This is a genomic window from Pseudomonas sp. PvP028 (genome assembly GCF_017832255.1).
In the GTDB taxonomy this organism is placed as follows: domain Bacteria; phylum Pseudomonadota; class Gammaproteobacteria; order Pseudomonadales; family Pseudomonadaceae; genus Aquipseudomonas; species Aquipseudomonas syringae.
The window spans coordinates 2,555,086-2,571,288 of sequence record NZ_JAFIBL010000001.1; the positions used below are offsets into that span (position 1 = coordinate 2,555,086).

At 57.6% G+C, this 16,203-nt stretch carries 13 protein-coding genes; 3 read left to right on the forward strand and 10 right to left on the reverse strand.

Going from position 1 to position 16,203, the window contains the following annotated elements; genetic code table 11:
- Positions 1-15 precede the first annotated feature (15 nt).
- Complete coding sequence (locus JOE34_RS11415) at positions 16-2,052, reverse strand: ATP-binding protein (protein WP_046266524.1); 2,037 nt, start codon at positions 2,050-2,052, stop codon at positions 16-18.
- A gap of 44 nt (positions 2,053-2,096) precedes the next feature.
- Complete coding sequence (locus JOE34_RS11420) at positions 2,097-3,017, reverse strand: putative 2-dehydropantoate 2-reductase (protein WP_209995760.1); 921 nt, start codon at positions 3,015-3,017, stop codon at positions 2,097-2,099.
- Between the two features lie 169 nt (positions 3,018-3,186).
- Here JOE34_RS11420 and JOE34_RS11425 point away from each other — a divergent pair, with 169 nt between their 5' ends.
- Positions 3,187-3,666 (forward strand): YajQ family cyclic di-GMP-binding protein, encoded by a 480-nt coding sequence (locus JOE34_RS11425; protein ID WP_003304827.1) that lies wholly within the window; start codon positions 3,187-3,189, stop codon positions 3,664-3,666.
- A 121-nt stretch (positions 3,667-3,787) separates the two neighbouring features.
- A complete protein-coding gene (locus JOE34_RS11430; protein ID WP_003395337.1) occupies positions 3,788-4,618 on the forward strand; it encodes a mechanosensitive ion channel family protein in 831 nt (276 codons plus the stop codon).
- A gap of 172 nt (positions 4,619-4,790) precedes the next feature.
- Here the strand turns inward: JOE34_RS11430 and JOE34_RS11435 are convergent, their stop codons facing one another.
- The 7 genes from JOE34_RS11435 to JOE34_RS11465 all read right to left on the reverse strand — a co-directional run bounded on the left by JOE34_RS11435 (position 4,791) and on the right by JOE34_RS11465 (position 14,106).
- Positions 4,791-5,126: a hypothetical protein gene (locus tag JOE34_RS11435; protein WP_010423807.1), complete on the reverse strand. Its 336-nt coding sequence runs from the start codon at positions 5,124-5,126 to the stop codon at positions 4,791-4,793.
- An 84-nt stretch (positions 5,127-5,210) separates the two neighbouring features.
- Positions 5,211-6,878 (reverse strand): DUF2875 family protein, encoded by a 1,668-nt coding sequence (locus JOE34_RS11440; RefSeq protein ID WP_209995762.1) that lies wholly within the window; start codon positions 6,876-6,878, stop codon positions 5,211-5,213.
- Positions 6,875-8,911 carry a DUF3274 domain-containing protein gene (locus tag JOE34_RS11445; protein WP_209995763.1) on the reverse strand — a complete coding sequence of 679 codons (2,037 nt, stop codon included), beginning with the start codon at positions 8,909-8,911 and terminating at the stop codon, positions 6,875-6,877. The genes JOE34_RS11440 and JOE34_RS11445 overlap by 4 nt, the downstream gene beginning before the upstream one ends.
- The gene (gene tssI, locus JOE34_RS11450) at positions 8,908-11,469 is read right to left on the reverse strand and encodes a type VI secretion system Vgr family protein (RefSeq protein WP_010423820.1); all 2,562 of its coding nucleotides are present in this window, start codon (positions 11,467-11,469) and stop codon (positions 8,908-8,910) included. The genes JOE34_RS11445 and tssI overlap by 4 nt, the downstream gene beginning before the upstream one ends.
- Before the next feature lie 314 nt (positions 11,470-11,783).
- Positions 11,784-12,116: a hypothetical protein gene (locus JOE34_RS11455; RefSeq protein ID WP_010423822.1), complete on the reverse strand. Its 333-nt coding sequence runs from the start codon at positions 12,114-12,116 to the stop codon at positions 11,784-11,786.
- A 28-nt stretch (positions 12,117-12,144) separates the two neighbouring features.
- Complete coding sequence (locus JOE34_RS11460; protein WP_004416219.1) at positions 12,145-13,695, reverse strand: AmpG family muropeptide MFS transporter; 1,551 nt, start codon at positions 13,693-13,695, stop codon at positions 12,145-12,147.
- A 54-nt stretch (positions 13,696-13,749) separates the two neighbouring features.
- Positions 13,750-14,106, reverse strand: coding sequence for an MGMT family protein (locus tag JOE34_RS11465; RefSeq protein ID WP_003313518.1), 357 nt, complete (start codon positions 14,104-14,106; stop codon positions 13,750-13,752).
- Between the two features lie 157 nt (positions 14,107-14,263).
- On the opposite strand from JOE34_RS11465, the gene JOE34_RS11470 reads away from it, so the two are divergent.
- Positions 14,264-15,271 carry a DUF481 domain-containing protein gene (locus JOE34_RS11470; RefSeq protein ID WP_003395309.1) on the forward strand — a complete coding sequence of 336 codons (1,008 nt, stop codon included), beginning with the start codon at positions 14,264-14,266 and terminating at the stop codon, positions 15,269-15,271.
- Between the two features lie 54 nt (positions 15,272-15,325).
- Here JOE34_RS11470 and JOE34_RS11475 read toward each other — a convergent pair whose 3' ends face one another.
- A complete protein-coding gene (locus tag JOE34_RS11475) occupies positions 15,326-16,084 on the reverse strand; it encodes an SDR family oxidoreductase (protein ID WP_003313516.1) in 759 nt (252 codons plus the stop codon).
- Positions 16,085-16,203: the final 119 nt, after the last annotated feature.

A 16,203-nucleotide genomic window follows, 5' to 3' on the forward strand; every position in this document is an offset into this window, starting at 1 on the left:
TGATGCGATTCCTGATCAGGATTTTGAAATGACCTGCTGCTGAACGCTCACCTGGTTGGCCACCAGCGGTAGACGCAGCGTAAAGCAGGTGCCTGTGCCGAGAGAGGAATGTACCTCCATCTGGCCTTTGTGGTTGTTGGTGACAATGAAGTAGGACACCGACAGGCCCAGCCCGGTGCCCTGGCCGATTTCCTTGGTGGTGAAAAACGGCTCGAACGTACGCTTGCGGATGTTCTCCGACATGCCGATGCCGTTGTCCTCGACCTGAATCTCGGCCCACGGCGGATTGAGGCGCGTGCGCAGGGTAATGCGCCCGGGCTCTTCGCTCTCCGGCCGCTGGTGGATGGCCTGCGCGGCGTTCTTCAGCAGGTTCAGCAGCACCTGCTCCAGCTCGTTGGCAATGCACGGCACCGGACCCAGTTCGGGGTCGAACTGACGGATGATGTGCTGGCCCTTGAAGTCGAAACCGATGGTCAGATCGAAGTCGTTACTGGCGATCTCCACGGCCTGATCGATCAAGGCCGGCAAGTCACAGGGCGTTAACTGACGACTGCTCAGGCGGCTGAAATTGAGCATGTGGCTGACGATTTTTGCAGCCCTGGCACCGGCCTGCTGAATGCCGTCGAGCAGTTTCGGCACTTCGCGGCTTTCCAGGTAATGGTTGACCTGCGCCAGATCGACGCCGTCGGCCTCGGCCTGCTCGATGTTCTTCGGCAGCTCCGGAGACAGCCGCCGGCGGATGTTCTGCACGTTGTGCAGAATGGCGCCCAGCGGGTTGTTGATCTCATGCGCCATGCCCGCTGCCAGACCGCCGACGGACAGCATTTTTTCCGACTGCACCATCATTTCTTCCAGCGATATGCGCTGGGTGATGTCATCGATCCGGATCACCACGCCGCGCCCGGCATCGCCGGTCAACGGGTAGAACGTCAGCGCGTAGTGGCGGGACTCGTCATTCTTGATCCAGGTCACGCGCTCGATCTTGGTCACGCTGTGGCGCTCGACGGTGTGCTTGATCTGCGGCAGAAACGAGCGCATCGGCTCGAAGGCCAGGAAGATCGGCTGGTTCAGCGCTTCGTCCAGGGTCGTCCCGGACAATGCCGTCGCCTCCTGATTCCACTGGGTGACGTACAGCTGTTCATCCAGCGCGATCATCGCCGAGGGCATCGAGTCAATGATGCTGTTGAGGTAGTTCTGGAAGCCGGTGAGCTTCTTCTCGATCTTGCTGCGCACCTGGACTTCCAGCTCCAGCTTGCGGTTGGTGTGGCGGGTTTCCTCGGCCAGCCCCTGAGCCTGATCGTAGGCTTCCTGCGAGTCGTCGCGCGCGCGCTTGAGTTGCTGTTCGCGTGCTTCGATACGCGACAGCATGGTGTTGAACGCCTCGGCCAGGCTGCCGATTTCATCCTCGTTACCGGGTTCTGCGCGGAGTGCGTAGTTCTCTTCGCGGGTCACCTGCCGGGACAATTCTTCCAGTTGGTAAATGGGTTCAGTAATCAGGCGCCGAATCTGCCGTGCCACCACCAGCCACAGCAATACGCTGAACACCAGAATGCCGAGGCTGGCGGTCAGCGTGCCGGTGTAGAACGCAGGAGGCAGCTCGCTACTGGCAACCAGCAGCAGATGCCCTGGCGGCTCGTCGCCCTTCGGTACGGTAATGACCTGCGTGCTGCGAAATTCGGTCAGGCGCCAGCTGTCCATGTCTTTGAAGTGCTTGGGCAGCTCTAGACTTTCGCCCTGATGCATCTGTTCAAGCCGCTCGCCGTCGTTGTCATACAGGGCTGCGGCACGCAACGGCCCGTAGCTTCTCAGCTCCTTGAGCAGCGCGCGCGCCTCGTTCGGCGAGTACAAGGCCCGCTCGTTGAGGTTGGCGCTGCTGATCAGCCGACCGATGGTCTGCAGGGCCTGTGGAGCCATCGCCTCCTGAGAGATGTAGTAGGCCGCGCTGATGAAGGTCAGGTTGGCGACCAGCAGTACGGTGGTCATCAGGACCAGCAGGGCGGCCAGCAGTTTCTGGCCGACTGGCAGGTTTTCCAGGCGTTGGCGCAAGGGCATTGGGCAAGTCGCAGTGACGGGTGATGCGAGCAGGGTAGCGCGGGCTAGTCGGTACGCAAACCCTTGCTTGCCAGATGAGCGGTCAGACGCGTCTGCAACTGCTGCAGGTGCGGGGCCGGACAGCCATGACGCGCTGCGGCTGAGCATGCGTAACCCAGCAGGTAGCTGATTTCGGTGCGTCGCCCGTGAAGCACATCCTGATACATGGATGAGTAATTGGCGGCGGTCGCCTGGATGACCCGCAGCACTTCCGCATGCAGTTCCTGCGCAGCCGCTGGCTGGCCGCAGCGGCCCAGCAGATCGCTCAGCTCGGCGCACAGCGTGGCGACCTCGCAGGGGTGCTCGAGCAGGCCACCATTACGGCAGTCGTGCAGGACCGTCAGCGGGTTGACTGCGCAGTTGATCGCCAGCTTGCGCCACAGGCGGGTCAGGATGTCCGGCGTCCATTCGTGGGGAATGCCACTGTCGTGCAAATCCTGCAGAAGCGCGGGGGCTGTCGGGGCGGATACATCACCCAGCCAGTTGAAAACATGGCCAGCAAACCTGACACGCCAGTCCGACTCCAGAAACGCGCCTTCGGTGCTGGAGGCGAACAGGCAGCGCGCGTGGGGGATTTGCGCCGCCACAGCGTCCTGGCTGCCCAGGCCGTTCTGCAACAGGATGACGTCGGCCTGCGCCGTCAGTCGCGGAGCCAGCTGAGCGACAGCCTGCTCGGCCTCGTAAGCCTTGCAGGCCACCAGCAGCCGTTCGATAGGTTGTTGATGGTTGGCGGTCTGTGCTTCGACCGGGTACGCATGGGCGATATCGTTTTCGACCAGCGTCACGCAGCTGCCATTGGCTTGATAGGCGGCCAGCCGATCCGCGTTGCGAAGGATCAACCGCACCGGCAGATTCGCGCGTGCCAGTCGCGTCGCCCAGAGACTGCCCAGGCTGCCCGCACCGAGAACATGCCATGTCACCGCCATCACAGCGGCACGTTATGGCGCTGAAGCGGTCTGCAGAAGGTGAAAACAAGGATGTGCATGGAAGGCTCACAGTGAACGCCGGAAAAGTCTCGTTATAATGAGCGTTCTTTCACACCGTCAAGTCATGCGTGCCCGAATTGTGCGCACGCCGTTTATCTGGAGAACATACATGCCCTCGTTCGACGTAGTGTCCGAATTGGATAAACACGAAGTCACGAATGCCGTCGACAACGCTATCAAAGAGCTGGACCGTCGCTACGACCTCAAAGGCAAAGGCACGTTCGAGTTCAAGGAACTGACTGTCACGCTGACTGCAGAAGCAGACTTCCAGCTGGAGGCCATGATCGAAATCCTCAAGCTGGCGCTGGTCAAACGCAAGATCGACGCGAAGTGCCTCGAGATCAAGGACGCTTATGCTTCCGGCAAATTGATGAAGCAGGAAGTCATCCTGCGTGAAGGCATCGACAAGGAGCTGGCGAAGAAAATCGTCGCCCACATCAAGGAAGCCAAACTCAAGGTCCAGGCCGCCATTCAGGGCGAGCAGGTGCGGGTGACCGGCAAGAAGCGCGACGACCTGCAAGAAGCCATCGCAGCGCTGCGTGCCTACGATTCGGGCATGCCGTTGCAATTCAACAACTTCCGCGACTGATCGTTGCATTGAAAGCCGGGGAACCCTGCGTTCCCCCGCCAGTCCGAATCGCCCTGAGCATTGAAATGACGGCAGACCGCCGTGGTTTTGATCGCAGTTCGTGACGAGTAAGGAGATAACGATGGATTTAAACGCAGAAGTCGGTCATCTGTGGCAAGCGTCGCAGGCCTGGATTCCGATGATCATGGAGTACGGCAGCCGCTTGCTACTGGCAGTCGTCACACTGTGCGTAGGCTGGTGGCTGATCAACCGGCTGACCGGCAAACTGGGCGCCTTGCTGGCCTTGCGACACGCCGATCTGGCCTTGCAGGGCTTCGTCAGCAACCTGGCCAACGTCATTCTGAAAATCCTGCTGGTGGTCAGCGTCGCGTCGATGATCGGCGTGGAAACCACCTCGTTCGTGGCGGCAATCGGTGCTGCCGGTCTGGCGATCGGTCTGGCCCTGCAAGGCAGCCTGGCGAACTTCGCCGGTGGCGTGCTGATTCTGTTGTTCCGCCCGTTCCGTATCGGTGACTGGATCGAAGCCCAGGGTGTGTCGGGAACCGTCGACAACATCCAGATCTTCCACACCGTGCTGCGCACCGGCGACAACCGCACCGTGATCATTCCCAACGGCAACCTGTCCAACGGCATCATCACCAACACCAACCGTCAACCAACCCGCAAGATCACCTTCGACATCGGCGTCAGCCACGATGCCGATCTCAAGAAGGCCTTGCAGGTCCTGCTGGACATGGCCGATGACCCGCGCGTACTCAAGGACCCGGCCCCCCAGGCTGTGGTGGCTGCGCTGGGGGAGAACGCAATTACCTTGTCCCTGCGCGTCTGGACCAGCAGTGGCGACATGGGCGACGTGACGTCGATGTTCAACATCGAAGCGCGCGACCGCCTGAAGGACGCAGGCATCGAGATCCCACTGCCGCAACGGATTGTGCGGGTGGTTCAGGAATAGTGGTTTGTGCGGTATGACAAAGCCCTGGCTCGTGAGAGTCGGGGCTTTTTTGTATGCGTTCGTTAAAGGCTGGTCTTTTGTGGCGGTTACCGCCTTTATGGCCGACTCATCATCGTCTGCTTGAATATTGCGTCTACATAGATCAGACATTTTTGGGTGTGACTTTTGGGACTCATTGCAGCTTGATGATTAAAAAGCACACAAAGGCTGACGTTGCCGTCAGGCCTCCCGCCAAGGCATGTAAGAAAAAAACTGTTCGGATTTTTCTGGAGCGTCTCCACGGTTTCTTCAAATAGGCGTATATAAGCAACATTCCAGTTGCGACAAACTCTATGCCCAGGAGTGAGAATATCGTTCCGACGACAGTCAGCGCGCCCATGCCTAAATTGCTGGCCGTTTGAAGCACGTATATACAAAGGGCTATACCGCTAATGGGCAGCCAGATTCCCAAGCCAATGAGCGTGAGAAGAAAATAGTGGCCGATATGATTTTCAGCTTCTGTTGTCATTGTTCGATCCTTGTTTTTCAATCCAGTTGGCGTGCAGGTTTTTTCTTCGATAGTGAAATGTCACACCTCTCGCACGGCTCGTACTTACGGTGAACCATAGGTAAACGGATCTGCGCCACGGTTCTGGCTGTTCTTCGCTTTGCGGGCTTCATCGGGCGGGCGGACCATTTGTACGGTCAGGCTGCCATCGGTGCCGGCGTAGACCACGGCGCTGACGCCGCCATCCTTGTAACTGGCGATGGTCGCCAGATTGATCTCGACCAGCGCACCACTGACCCCGGTATTACCCAGACGACGACCGATGTCGTAGCCCTCTTCAACATTGCCCAACTCAAGACCATGGCCGTCCTTGTTCAGGTCGTGCAGGGCGTTGTTCAGGGCGATTTCCGCTTCCGGGTTATTGGTGCTGTCGTAGAACACCCGCACAGGTTTCTGACCGTCGGGCAGAGTGTCCAGCGCCTGTACCCACCCTGCTTGTAGGGCTTTGGCTTGCAATGCAGGTTTCAGGCGCTTGCCGTTTTCATCCTGCATAGGCGCCTTGATCGGGCGGTGCAGATAGCCGAGTACCGGCGCAGCGTCGAACTCCTTGACCTGATGCTGACCCCAACGGATTGGCAGCCAGGGGGAGGGCTCGAAGTTGCCGGGGCCACGGTTGCTGATGGTTTTCCAGAGGGTGGGGAGTTGGGATTGCCAGTAGGCGGTCGATATCGTACCAGGGGCGAGTGGAGCCTTAACCCCTTTGGCCTTTTCTGCATCCTCATATATTTTTCTAAATTTTCGCGGCTGTTCCCAGTAGAAAGCCCACAGTTTGCCCAGGTCAGTATTTTTGTTTTGATTGTCTTCGGGTTCTTGAGTCGCGTAAGGGCGAATATACCTGTCCACCCGGTCCGAACGAGCGACCAGCAGTCCGGTCATACTTTCGAATATTGTCGGTACTACTTGGGCGTTTTGCAGTGCCGGTGTCCCAGGCTTTCGATAAACGTCACGAGTAATATCCCCATCTCTGCTTGCGATGAGTGCCTGTGGCACCTGTGAATTGTCGTCGAAAAAATTAAATAGTCGTTCGATCATGGCCTGTGCATGGGTAGTGCTTTCATCGTCCTGCCAGAGAAACAGCGCAACTCCCAGTGTTGCTGCATTTCGGCCAGAGTTGATCAAGCCTGCAGCTCTATAGGCTTTATCGAATAGATTCGGAGGCCCCAGTGCGAACACGGGTATTGGCCAATAGGCGATCGCGTCGCCAGCCGAATGCTGGAAAGCTGCACGAATTTTTATATCTCTGCTAATTTTGCGTGAGTCAAGCGAGGCATCATAGTCCTTGGCGTCATTGGAGTAGATGGAGGTGGAATTGTTGTTTTTCTTCTTTATAAAACTCCAAATTTCTGATTGGTTATCGTGAAAAATGGCAATTCCCGCTCCTCTTATTTCCAGCGAATATGTCCGTTGCTGAGTCGCCGTTTGCTCGTTCTTTTGAGCTGTAACCTCTGTTCTATAAGCTGCCAGCTCAGCTTTCTCATGGGCGATGGCTTTCCCCCACCAGTGTCCGCTATAGACCAGCAAAACCAAGCCTAAAATGCCTGCGATGCCCCACCGCATTACTGGGTTTATGTCACGAAGTTGCATATCGTTTTCCTGTGCTTTTAGGTAGACAAGCAGGACAAATCCAAGCCAAAGTACCTGCAAAACTACGGTTGCCCAGAAATATCTTTTCAATTTCGGGCGAAGTAGCATGCTTTGTGGACGATCGATCATTGGGCACCCCGAGATTTAGGAGCGCTCTGGGTAAGTTGCGGCGGAGTTAGTGAAACTAGATCCGTTGAAGGGAACTCCCCTTCTTCATAGTACAGGTAGCTAGCCCTGACTAAATCCTGAGCTTCCTCACTGAGCCTTTCCCAGCCTGGTGACTCACTAATTGTGGAAAATTGCGCCTCGTCGATCTTCCAATCCGCAATCGCCACCAGCACATCACGCATTGCCGGATCATCCAAGCATTTAGCTTGGCCAATAGCGATGTCCATTGCAGTCACCCAGCGATGATTTTCCGGGCTACGTAGTATGCCTGAGTGATAGGAGTTTTCGCTCCATGCATCACGGTTTTTCTCCATACGATCTCGAGCTTCTTTTGGCGTTTCTTCCCTTTGGTAAATATACCCTGTCAAAACGTTGGCATAGTTTCTGGGTCTTCCTACCCGTACTTGGCGGGTTTTTTTTTCTGGATCATCAGAAAGCGCGTTGAAGCGTTCTAATGCTTGGCGCTTCGTCACTTTTGGACCGTCATATTCAGTGGGCATTTCTATCCATAAGAACGTAGCGGCGTCCTTCCCTAACGCAACGCTTTTGCCAACGTCGTCTGGTCTATCCAAGCCTGAAGTTGTTGGTGTGCCAGTTTCCGCTTCGCCGCCGAACATTTCTGGTTCATGAGGCGGAGTCAGCGCTTCGGCATTAATAAGGCGTTCTTGCCTTTCTGGGATGGGCGCGCGGGCAATCATACCGGCTCCAAATGAGCTACCTGGGTATCGAGCTTCGCCTGAGGCACGCATGAGTTCGGGTTGTGGCGTGTTGCCGATCAGGATCGGCTCACCATAGCGATGGCGCTTAGTCCACATGCGTTGATAGAAGCGTAGTTGCTGGAGCACCATCATTGCCATTCGTCCATCAGGTAGAGCATCAGGCATTCCATAGGTCCCGATGCCTTGGACGTCATCCAGTGAGACAGTGGTGTCATCCGGGCAGAAATACAGATACACCTTTCCTCGGTTATCTCGCTCGGGAAAGACTGTCATGCTGCCCACTTTATTTTTGCGGATACCTTGAGTGGGTGACCATCGCGAACCGCTTCTGCCGCAGTAGGTTTTAGCGTCCCTGAGTTCTGACATGGCTGGTTGTGTGTGTGGCTTATTTGTTATCGCAGTTACGATCCCAACTAGCGTTGAAAATGTGTCTTGGTCTTTGGGAGTGTTACCAGGCAACACACAATAAGGCGTATCAACCATGATAAAAGTATCTGCGCAACGGTCTCCTCCATCTACCAGCAACGCTTGCGCCAGCAAGGTGACTATCGTGCCTTGGCTGTGGCCCATGATTGTTATTGTCTCGTCAGGCGACACGCGACGGATCTCGCGTATCAGCATAGCCAAACGGTGAGCCGCCAATACGCAATAGTGCCGCGCTGGCGAGTGACCAAAATATAAAGCGTTGTCTGGCTTAAACGTTTCCAGAGCGATGCTTTTCAGATTGGGCCTAAAACCTTCACCATAGACATCCGGTATGTTATTGGTCGCGTTGGCAATAAAACCTCCCGCCTTGGCAAAGTGGCGGTCCAGACGGTTGCCGTTGATGTCCTGAAACTGATTACGCATTCTGAACGGATCGCCCGCGTTATCACGCTTGATTTGATCGGGTGCTGCCCGATGTCCCCAATAAAAGGGAATCAACAGGCTATGGGTTTTCGGGTCAGATGCGTCGCGCCGATAAAGATAGGTGTCAGGATCATCGAGCATGGCTTTCTGATCACTGTCCCTTTCCTCGTAGGGCACTTTTTTTGCCTCGTTGTACCTTACCCCATACCTTCCAGCCACCAGATCCGGCCGATCCAGCCGCTCATTCACCCCCTGACACAAACCGGTCTCCACCGACTCATAAGAAGCCCCCGGGTCATTCACACCGTGCAGAAAGATCACTACGCCTGGCAAATCGCCGGGCACTTCCATTTTGCAGGTGGTGTTGAGGTTGGGGATCAGGCGTGTGTTGCTTTGGGCAACGGCGTATTCATCGGCGCCGTTCATTGCGCACCTCCTTTCGGTGTGCCGCTGCGCAGTGCCGATACTTGCGCCTGATGCATCATTTCGCGTTCCACGCGCTCGGTCAGTCCGTCTGCGTTCGTCATTCCTTTCACCAGGCTGCCATCTTCCAGTTTGATTTCATACGAGTGATCCGCTGCTGCCCGCGGGCTTTGTTCGCTGTGGCCGGGGTAGTGGAAGGTGACCTGCTGGGCGGCGGGGTCGCGGCCGAATGAGGGGATCGCAGCGCTGTCGGTCTTGGGGCCGATCCAGTCGTGTTCGCTGGCGTGCACAGTGACTTTGCCTTGCGAGCCAATCTCGACGCCGCCGCCAATCTTGATGTAACTGCCGTCATCGGCGACCAGGCGGATGGTCGGCGCGGTGATGACCACTTCGCCTTCGACGGCCGAGACGTGCAGGTTTTTCTGGGCATTGAGGGCGATGTCGTCTTCCTGCGCTTGAACCAGTACTTTGCCGCGGTTGGCAATGGCGCTGATGCCTGCGTCCTGGGCGAAAGCTGACAGCCCTTTGCCCGCTTGCAGGTGCATGGCCGCGCCGCTGGTCAATTGCAGGTTGTCCTGCGCGGTGGTGTCGTGATTTTCACCGGCATAGTGAGCCTGCGAGCGTGGTGTGGCGCTGGCGATGCCTGCTGCTGCGGTCATGGCCAGTACCGGGTCGCCCAGGCCGTTATTATCCGGCGCGGGCCATTGATCGAGCGACTGGCGCAAGGCTTCTATACCTTTGACATCCACCGCCTGTCCGCCACGTGCGGCTGCGGTTTCGCCGAGGGATTTGAACAGCTCGCCGCACTCGGCCAGCAGTTTGAGCAGCTCTTCGCGGTCCAGTTGTGAGCCTTTTGCGTCGGTACGCGCGTAGGTGGTCAGCAACATGCCTTGCGCGGCACGCAGGGCGATGGCGGCATCGGTGCGCAGTTCTGCGCCGTTGCCGCGTGGCTGGGCGGTGCCGTCAGTGCGAGGGTCGGTCAGTTTGCCCAGGTTGAGGGCGGTGGCCTGATGGGTCGTGCCCATGCGTGCGCGCAGCGAGCCTGGCGTGTCATCGAACAGCAGTTCGTTGAAACCGCTGCCTTTGTGTTCCTGGGTGCGGATCCCCGACAGCGTGCGGTTGCCGGGCAGCCCCGAGGCCTTGCTGAAGCGTGGCGGCAGATTAATGTTGTTGTAGAGCACCGACGTCACCAGAGGCCGGTCGATATCGCCTGCCAGAAACGTCACCAGCACTTCCTGGCCGATGCGTGGCATGAACTGATGCCCGAAGCCGCTACCGGCACTGGGCATCGCCACCCTCAGCCAGGTGGTGCCTTGTGGCAGGCTGTCGCCGCGCTGCCAATGGAACCTGACCTGTATCCGCGCCAGTTCATCAGTGAATACTTCCTCACCTTCCGGCCCGACCACGATGGCGCTCAGCGGGCCAGCAATGCTCGGGCGCGGGACGGTAATCGGATGACGGTAGGGAATCTTGTGGCGAATGCACACGAACTCGTTCGTGTAGCCTGCGCTTTCGTCCGACAGGTAATTGTTGCTGCCCTCATGCTTGACCGTTATCAGCAGAAAACTGCGATCTTCAGCGGAGCCGCGGTCATGATCAAAATGCTGGGTCAGCTCAAAGGTGTGGCCAGGGTACATTGCGCGGCAGTTACTGTTGCCGGTGAATGTCTTGCCCTGAACTTCAATGGCCTCCAGACGCTGACGTACCAGGCGTTCACCGTCATTGAAGGTGCCATGGCTGTAGTGATCGAGCACGTCATACACTTCATACGAATCGACGTTGCCCTGCTCATTGAGGCTCGGCATGCCAACCGGCAGCGAATTGCGCGGCTGCTTGTAATCGAAAGTCTGAATGGACATGCGCCCCGATTGCAGACGTCGATGGCTGCGCCATTCGGTAATCGAATCCGCTGTCTCGGTAACGGATGCGCTGTGATAACGAATGGTGGGCTGTTGCGGCAGGGGTGACAGGTCACGCGAGTGATCAAGAATGATCAGCGTGTGCTTTTCCTGATTGTGATCGAAATAGAAGAATAGCCCTTCGTGTTCCAGCAAGCGCAATACAAAGGTCAGATCGCTTTCACGGTACTGGGTGATGTAACTGTGCGTCTTGAGTGGCTGGCTGAGTTGAAACTCGAAATCGGGCAGCGCACCATAGGCCGCAAATACCGTTCGGATAACGGCTTCGATGGTCTGTTCCTGGAATATCCGCGAGTCGACGCGCCGCGAGAGCATCCACAGCCAGGGGCTCAGTGTGGCGCTGTAACGTGCCAGACCGCCGTCGCTGCCTTCCAGGCTGAAGGTGCTGATATAGCCATTGATGAAGCGCGACTCGCCGGTGGCCAGCTCTATTGCCAGCTGTGCAGGCTGGCCGATCTGCGATTTGAGCTCCAGGCCGGCATCGCGGCTGATCATCGACAACTCGAAGCTGAACAGCTCGGACAGGCTTTCAGTACCGGAAAAACGTTCCAGCAGGAGTTCCTGTTCGTCACGGGCAACGGTCGTCAGCTTGATCAGGCGACGGTTTTGTGGCGCAAATAGCGCCGTTAGATCCTTTAACATTGTTGCTCCGTTATATAACACCAGCCGCTCGTTCCGGGCGATAGTGCTGATATAGAGAGGTGGGTGAGTCTATAGAGTTCTTTCCGGGGGCACACAGTTAAATTGCAAAGGGCCATTACTGAGCGACATTACTCTTGATGCCGCAGTGAGGTAGTGAAGAATGGCTAGCAATGTCGTCGGCCAATTCATAAGAAGCTGTAGTGCGTTTCTTACGGCGTGATGAGAGACGCCAGGAGGAAAGACTTTAAGGGGAGGGCGCGCGCTATATGAAAAAAGCCCTGGCGCGTGAGCGTCAGGGCTTTTTTAGTCGGCGATTACTGCAGGCTTATATTGGCCAGCGTAACGATAATGCCGATTGCCGCGACGAAGGCGGCGACTGCGTTGATCAAGAACACGGTGCGTACGGTTGTGGAAAGTCTCCACGGTTTTACGGCGAACGCATAAACCAGCAGAAAGATGATGGCGAAGATCTCCACCTGTGCGAGCAGAACCACCGCGCCGCCGAAGGCCATTGGCCCGGAAGGGGGCGCGGGATCCTGTGACAGGTAGGAGCTCAGCAGGGTGCCGATGATCGGCAGCCAGATCCCCAGGCTGATAAGGATCAGGGGAACGGGGTTGAAAGCGCGTGCTTTGTTTTCGGTGTCCAATGTTGTTCCTTGATGAGGTAGCCAGAGATCAGGGCTTGTCGATAACGGAAGCCTCTTGAGGCGGCTCGGTCTTCGCCGTGCGTATCTCTCGGTTCCATTGCAGGATGATCATCACCAGCGTCGGAATGCCCAACAGCGCGGTGATCAGGAAGAAGTTGTGGTAGCCGTACTTTTCCACCACCACACCGGAATAGCCGCCCAGCAGGCGCGGTAGCAGCAGCATGATGGAGCTGAGCAAGGCATATTGCGTGGCAGAGAATTTCAGGTTGGTGAGGCTCGACAGGTAGGCGACGAACGCCGATGTCGCGAGCCCCGAGCTGAGGTTGTCCAGCGAGATGGTGACGATCAGCATCTTCACGTTCGGGCCCATGTCCGCCAGCAACAGGAACAGGATATTGGTCGAAGCCGAGGCCAGTCCACCGATGAACAGGATCGGCATGATGCCGAAGCGCACAATCAGCAGCCCGCCGATACCGGCCCCCAGCAGGGTCATGATCAGGCCGAAGATTTTGCTGACGCTGGCGATCTGGTCCTTGGTAAAGCCCTGGTCGATGTAGAACACGTTGGCCATGACGCCCATCACCGTGTCCGACATCCGGTAGGTCGCGATCAGGCCCAGCAACAGCAGCGCCTGCCAGCGGTAGCGCATGATGAAGTCGTTGATCGGGGTGAGAACCGGCGCCAGTCCGCGGCGACCCATCGAGGACAGGCAGGCGATGGTCAGGAGCGTGTAGAGAATCGCGCGTAAAAACGCCCGGTCTTCCAGCAACAGGTCCATCCAGCTGGTGCCGTTGAACAGCACGCTGGCGAAGTCGGTATTGTAAAGCTGGGTAAACATCGCCGGTACGGAGACCAGCAGCACAATCAGCACGAACACCGAGGCCAACTGGTGCGTAAAGCCATAGCGCGCTGCCGACAGCTGGGTGCGCAGCGGCACCGGCGGCTCGCGCATGATCAGCGTGGTGACCAGAGCGGGCAGCATCAGCAGTCCGAACAGCACATAAGTGCCGGTCCACGCTGAATGCTTGTAGGCAAAGCCCGTCGAGCCGAAGCCCTCGGCGAAATACAGCGCACCCGCAGTCGCCAGCAGTGCAGCGACCCGGTAGCCGGACATATAGCTGGCGGCCAGGGCAGCCTGTTGGGTGTCCTGGGCAATTTCCAGGCGATAGGCATCAATGGCGATGTCTTGCGTGGCGGACGAGAAGGCGACCACCACGGCAATCGCGATCAGCCACGAGAGATGCTTTTGCGGGTCGCAGAAGCCCATGCCGATCAGGCCCAGAATCACCAGGCTCTGGGACAGCACCAGCCAGGAGCGACGCCGCCCGAGTTTGCCAAGCAGGGGCAGACGCCATTGGTCGAGCAATGGCGACCAGACCCATTTAAAGGCGTAGGCAAGGCCGATCAGGCTCGCATAGCCGATGGTCTCGCGCGCGACACCGGCTTCGCGCAACCACACGGACAATGTCGAAAAGACCAGCATATAAGGCATGCCCGCAGCGAATCCGAGCAGCAGTAACACTAATGTCGACGGGCTGGCATATGCGGCGAGCGCGGCGCGCCAGGTTTTACGGGGCATGGGCTGGAATCTGCCTCAGGTTACGAAAACAAAGGGCGCACTCTAACCGCTGTGCTATAGGGGACGCCAGCCATGGCGCTGCATATCAACCCGATTATTCACAATGGTCACGCCCTCGGCGCGCAAACGTGCCCGTTGTTCGTCACCCGAAACGCTGCCAGGCGGCAGACTGAGCCGCCCACCGGCGCCCAAAACCCGGTGCCAGGGCAGCGAAGAACCGTCCGGCAACTGGCTCAACGTACGACCCACCCAGCGTGCTGCGCGACCGAGGCCTGCCAGTTCGGCGAGTTGCCCGTAGGCGACCACTTTGCCTTCCGGTATCTGCGCCATCGTCAGGTAGAGGGCGGTGCGTCGCGCCTCGTTCGGCGACTGTCCTGCCGGGTAAAGTAATGTCAAGTCCGAGTCTGCCACGCGATAATCCTGTATAAAACGCTATTGATTGCTGTTCGCTGAACTTTTGCTTCTCCGGGCTGTCAGTTACCACCGTGCTTGATGGTACATGGATCGCACCGACACCTCCCCGCAGGAAAATGCCTGATTCCCGCCTTACAGAGCCTAGTTATCGCTTATGTTGTCCAGAACCCTGTTGTGCCTTGCAATCACCGCTGTTTCCACTCCATTGCTTGCCGATACCGTCTGGTTGAAGAATGGCGACCGCCTGACCGGCACAATCAAGGTGTTCGACGGCGGCAAATTATTGCTGCAAACCGAATACGGTGGCGCTATCGCGCTGGACTGGAAGCAGGTCAAGACCCTGAAAAGCGATCAGCCGTTGTTGGTCAAGCAGGATGAGCATGGCGGCGAAGTCTCCAATTCGCTGCAGGCAGCGGATGATGGCAAGGTCGTGCTGGCCAATGGCGATGCACCCAAAACCGTCGAGCTGGCAAGTATCCATCAGATCATCAAGCCCAAGCCGGTTATCACGGATCTTGTCTGGAAAGGCAACATCGATGCGGCGCTGGATTTCCAGCAGGCCGAAAACGATACCAATGATTACAACGTCGCCTTCAAGACCTCGGCTCGCCATGGCGACTGGCGTCACAACGCCAAGGGCGATTACAACCGCGAGACCACCGACGACGTGGTCGGCACTGACAACTGGAGCGCCGAGTACTCGCTGGACCGCTTCCTGACCGAGAAATTTTTCTGGGATGGTCGCGTCAGCTACAAACGCGACAAGGTCGAGGATCTGTCTCGTCAGCGCGTAGTCGGTACCGGTCCAGGTTACCAGCTGTGGGATGACGAACTGGGTGCATTCAAGGTCGGTGCGCTGCTCAACCGTACCGATTTCGAGTTCTCCAACGACGAGAAGGAAAACTTCTATTCCGTTGCCGGCACCTGGGATTACAACCGCTACCTGATCGGCAAGAAGGTCGAGTTCTTCACCAACGGCGAGCTGGGCAAACCGCTGAGTGCCGTCGCCGACTACTCGCTGGATGTCGAAGCGGGGCTGCGTTACAAGGTGACCGACTGGGCGTCGCTTAACCTGAAAGCCGAGAAGAACGTCATCAGTGGTTCGAGCAATGGCGATGTCGACAAGACACGCTACACCGCTGGCTTCGGCGTAAGCTGGTAAGCGAAGGGCAGGCGACGCACACCCTGTGCGTCGCCTGCTGCTTTTACGGGCTGACTAGATTCGCATCGCGCCATCCAGCTCAAGGATGCGTCCGCTGTAATAATCGTTTTCCAGAATATAAGCCACCGAGTGTGCAATCTCGTCCGGTCTGCCCATGCGCTTGAGCGGGATCGCCGAGGTCATCTTCTCCAGTGCTTCGGGGCGCATGCTGCCGGTCATTTCGGTTTCAATGAACCCCGGCGCCACGCCCGCCACACGGATGCCGTAGCGGGCCAGTTCCCTTGCCCAGGTAACCGTCGCAGCCGCCACACCGGCCTTGGCTGCCGAGTAGTTGGTCTGTCCGATATTGCCCGCACGTGAAATCGACGAGATATTGATGATCGCGCCCTGACTCTTCTGCTCGATCATTTTCGCCGCCACTTCACGTGTGCAGAGGAATACGCCGGTCAGGTTGACGTCGATCACCGCCTGCCATTGCGCAAGGCTCAGTTTGGTCATCTCGCCATCCTTGACCTTGACCAGCAGGCCGTCACGCAGAATGCCAGCGTTGTTGACCAGGCCATGAATGGCGCCGAAATCCTCGGCGACCTTGCTGACCGTGTCGACGACCTGTTCTTCATTGGCAACATTGCACAGATAGGCGCGAGCCTTGACCCCGAGTGCTTCGCAGGCGGCGACGGCCTGATCGAGTTTCTCCTGATTGAGGTCCAGCAGCGCCAGGTTGGCGCCTTTGCCGGCCAGGTATTCGGCCATGGCTCTGCCCAGCCCCTGGCAGCCGCCGGTGATGATTATCAGCTTGTCTTTCAATTCCATATGCGTGCCCAATCACAGTTGATCGTTTCCATGGCATCACTGGCGGGTTGCGAGTGCTTATGCCATAGCCAGAGCACGTTATAGGCTGTTTTTACGCGTTCGTCTCGGGCGGGCCGCCT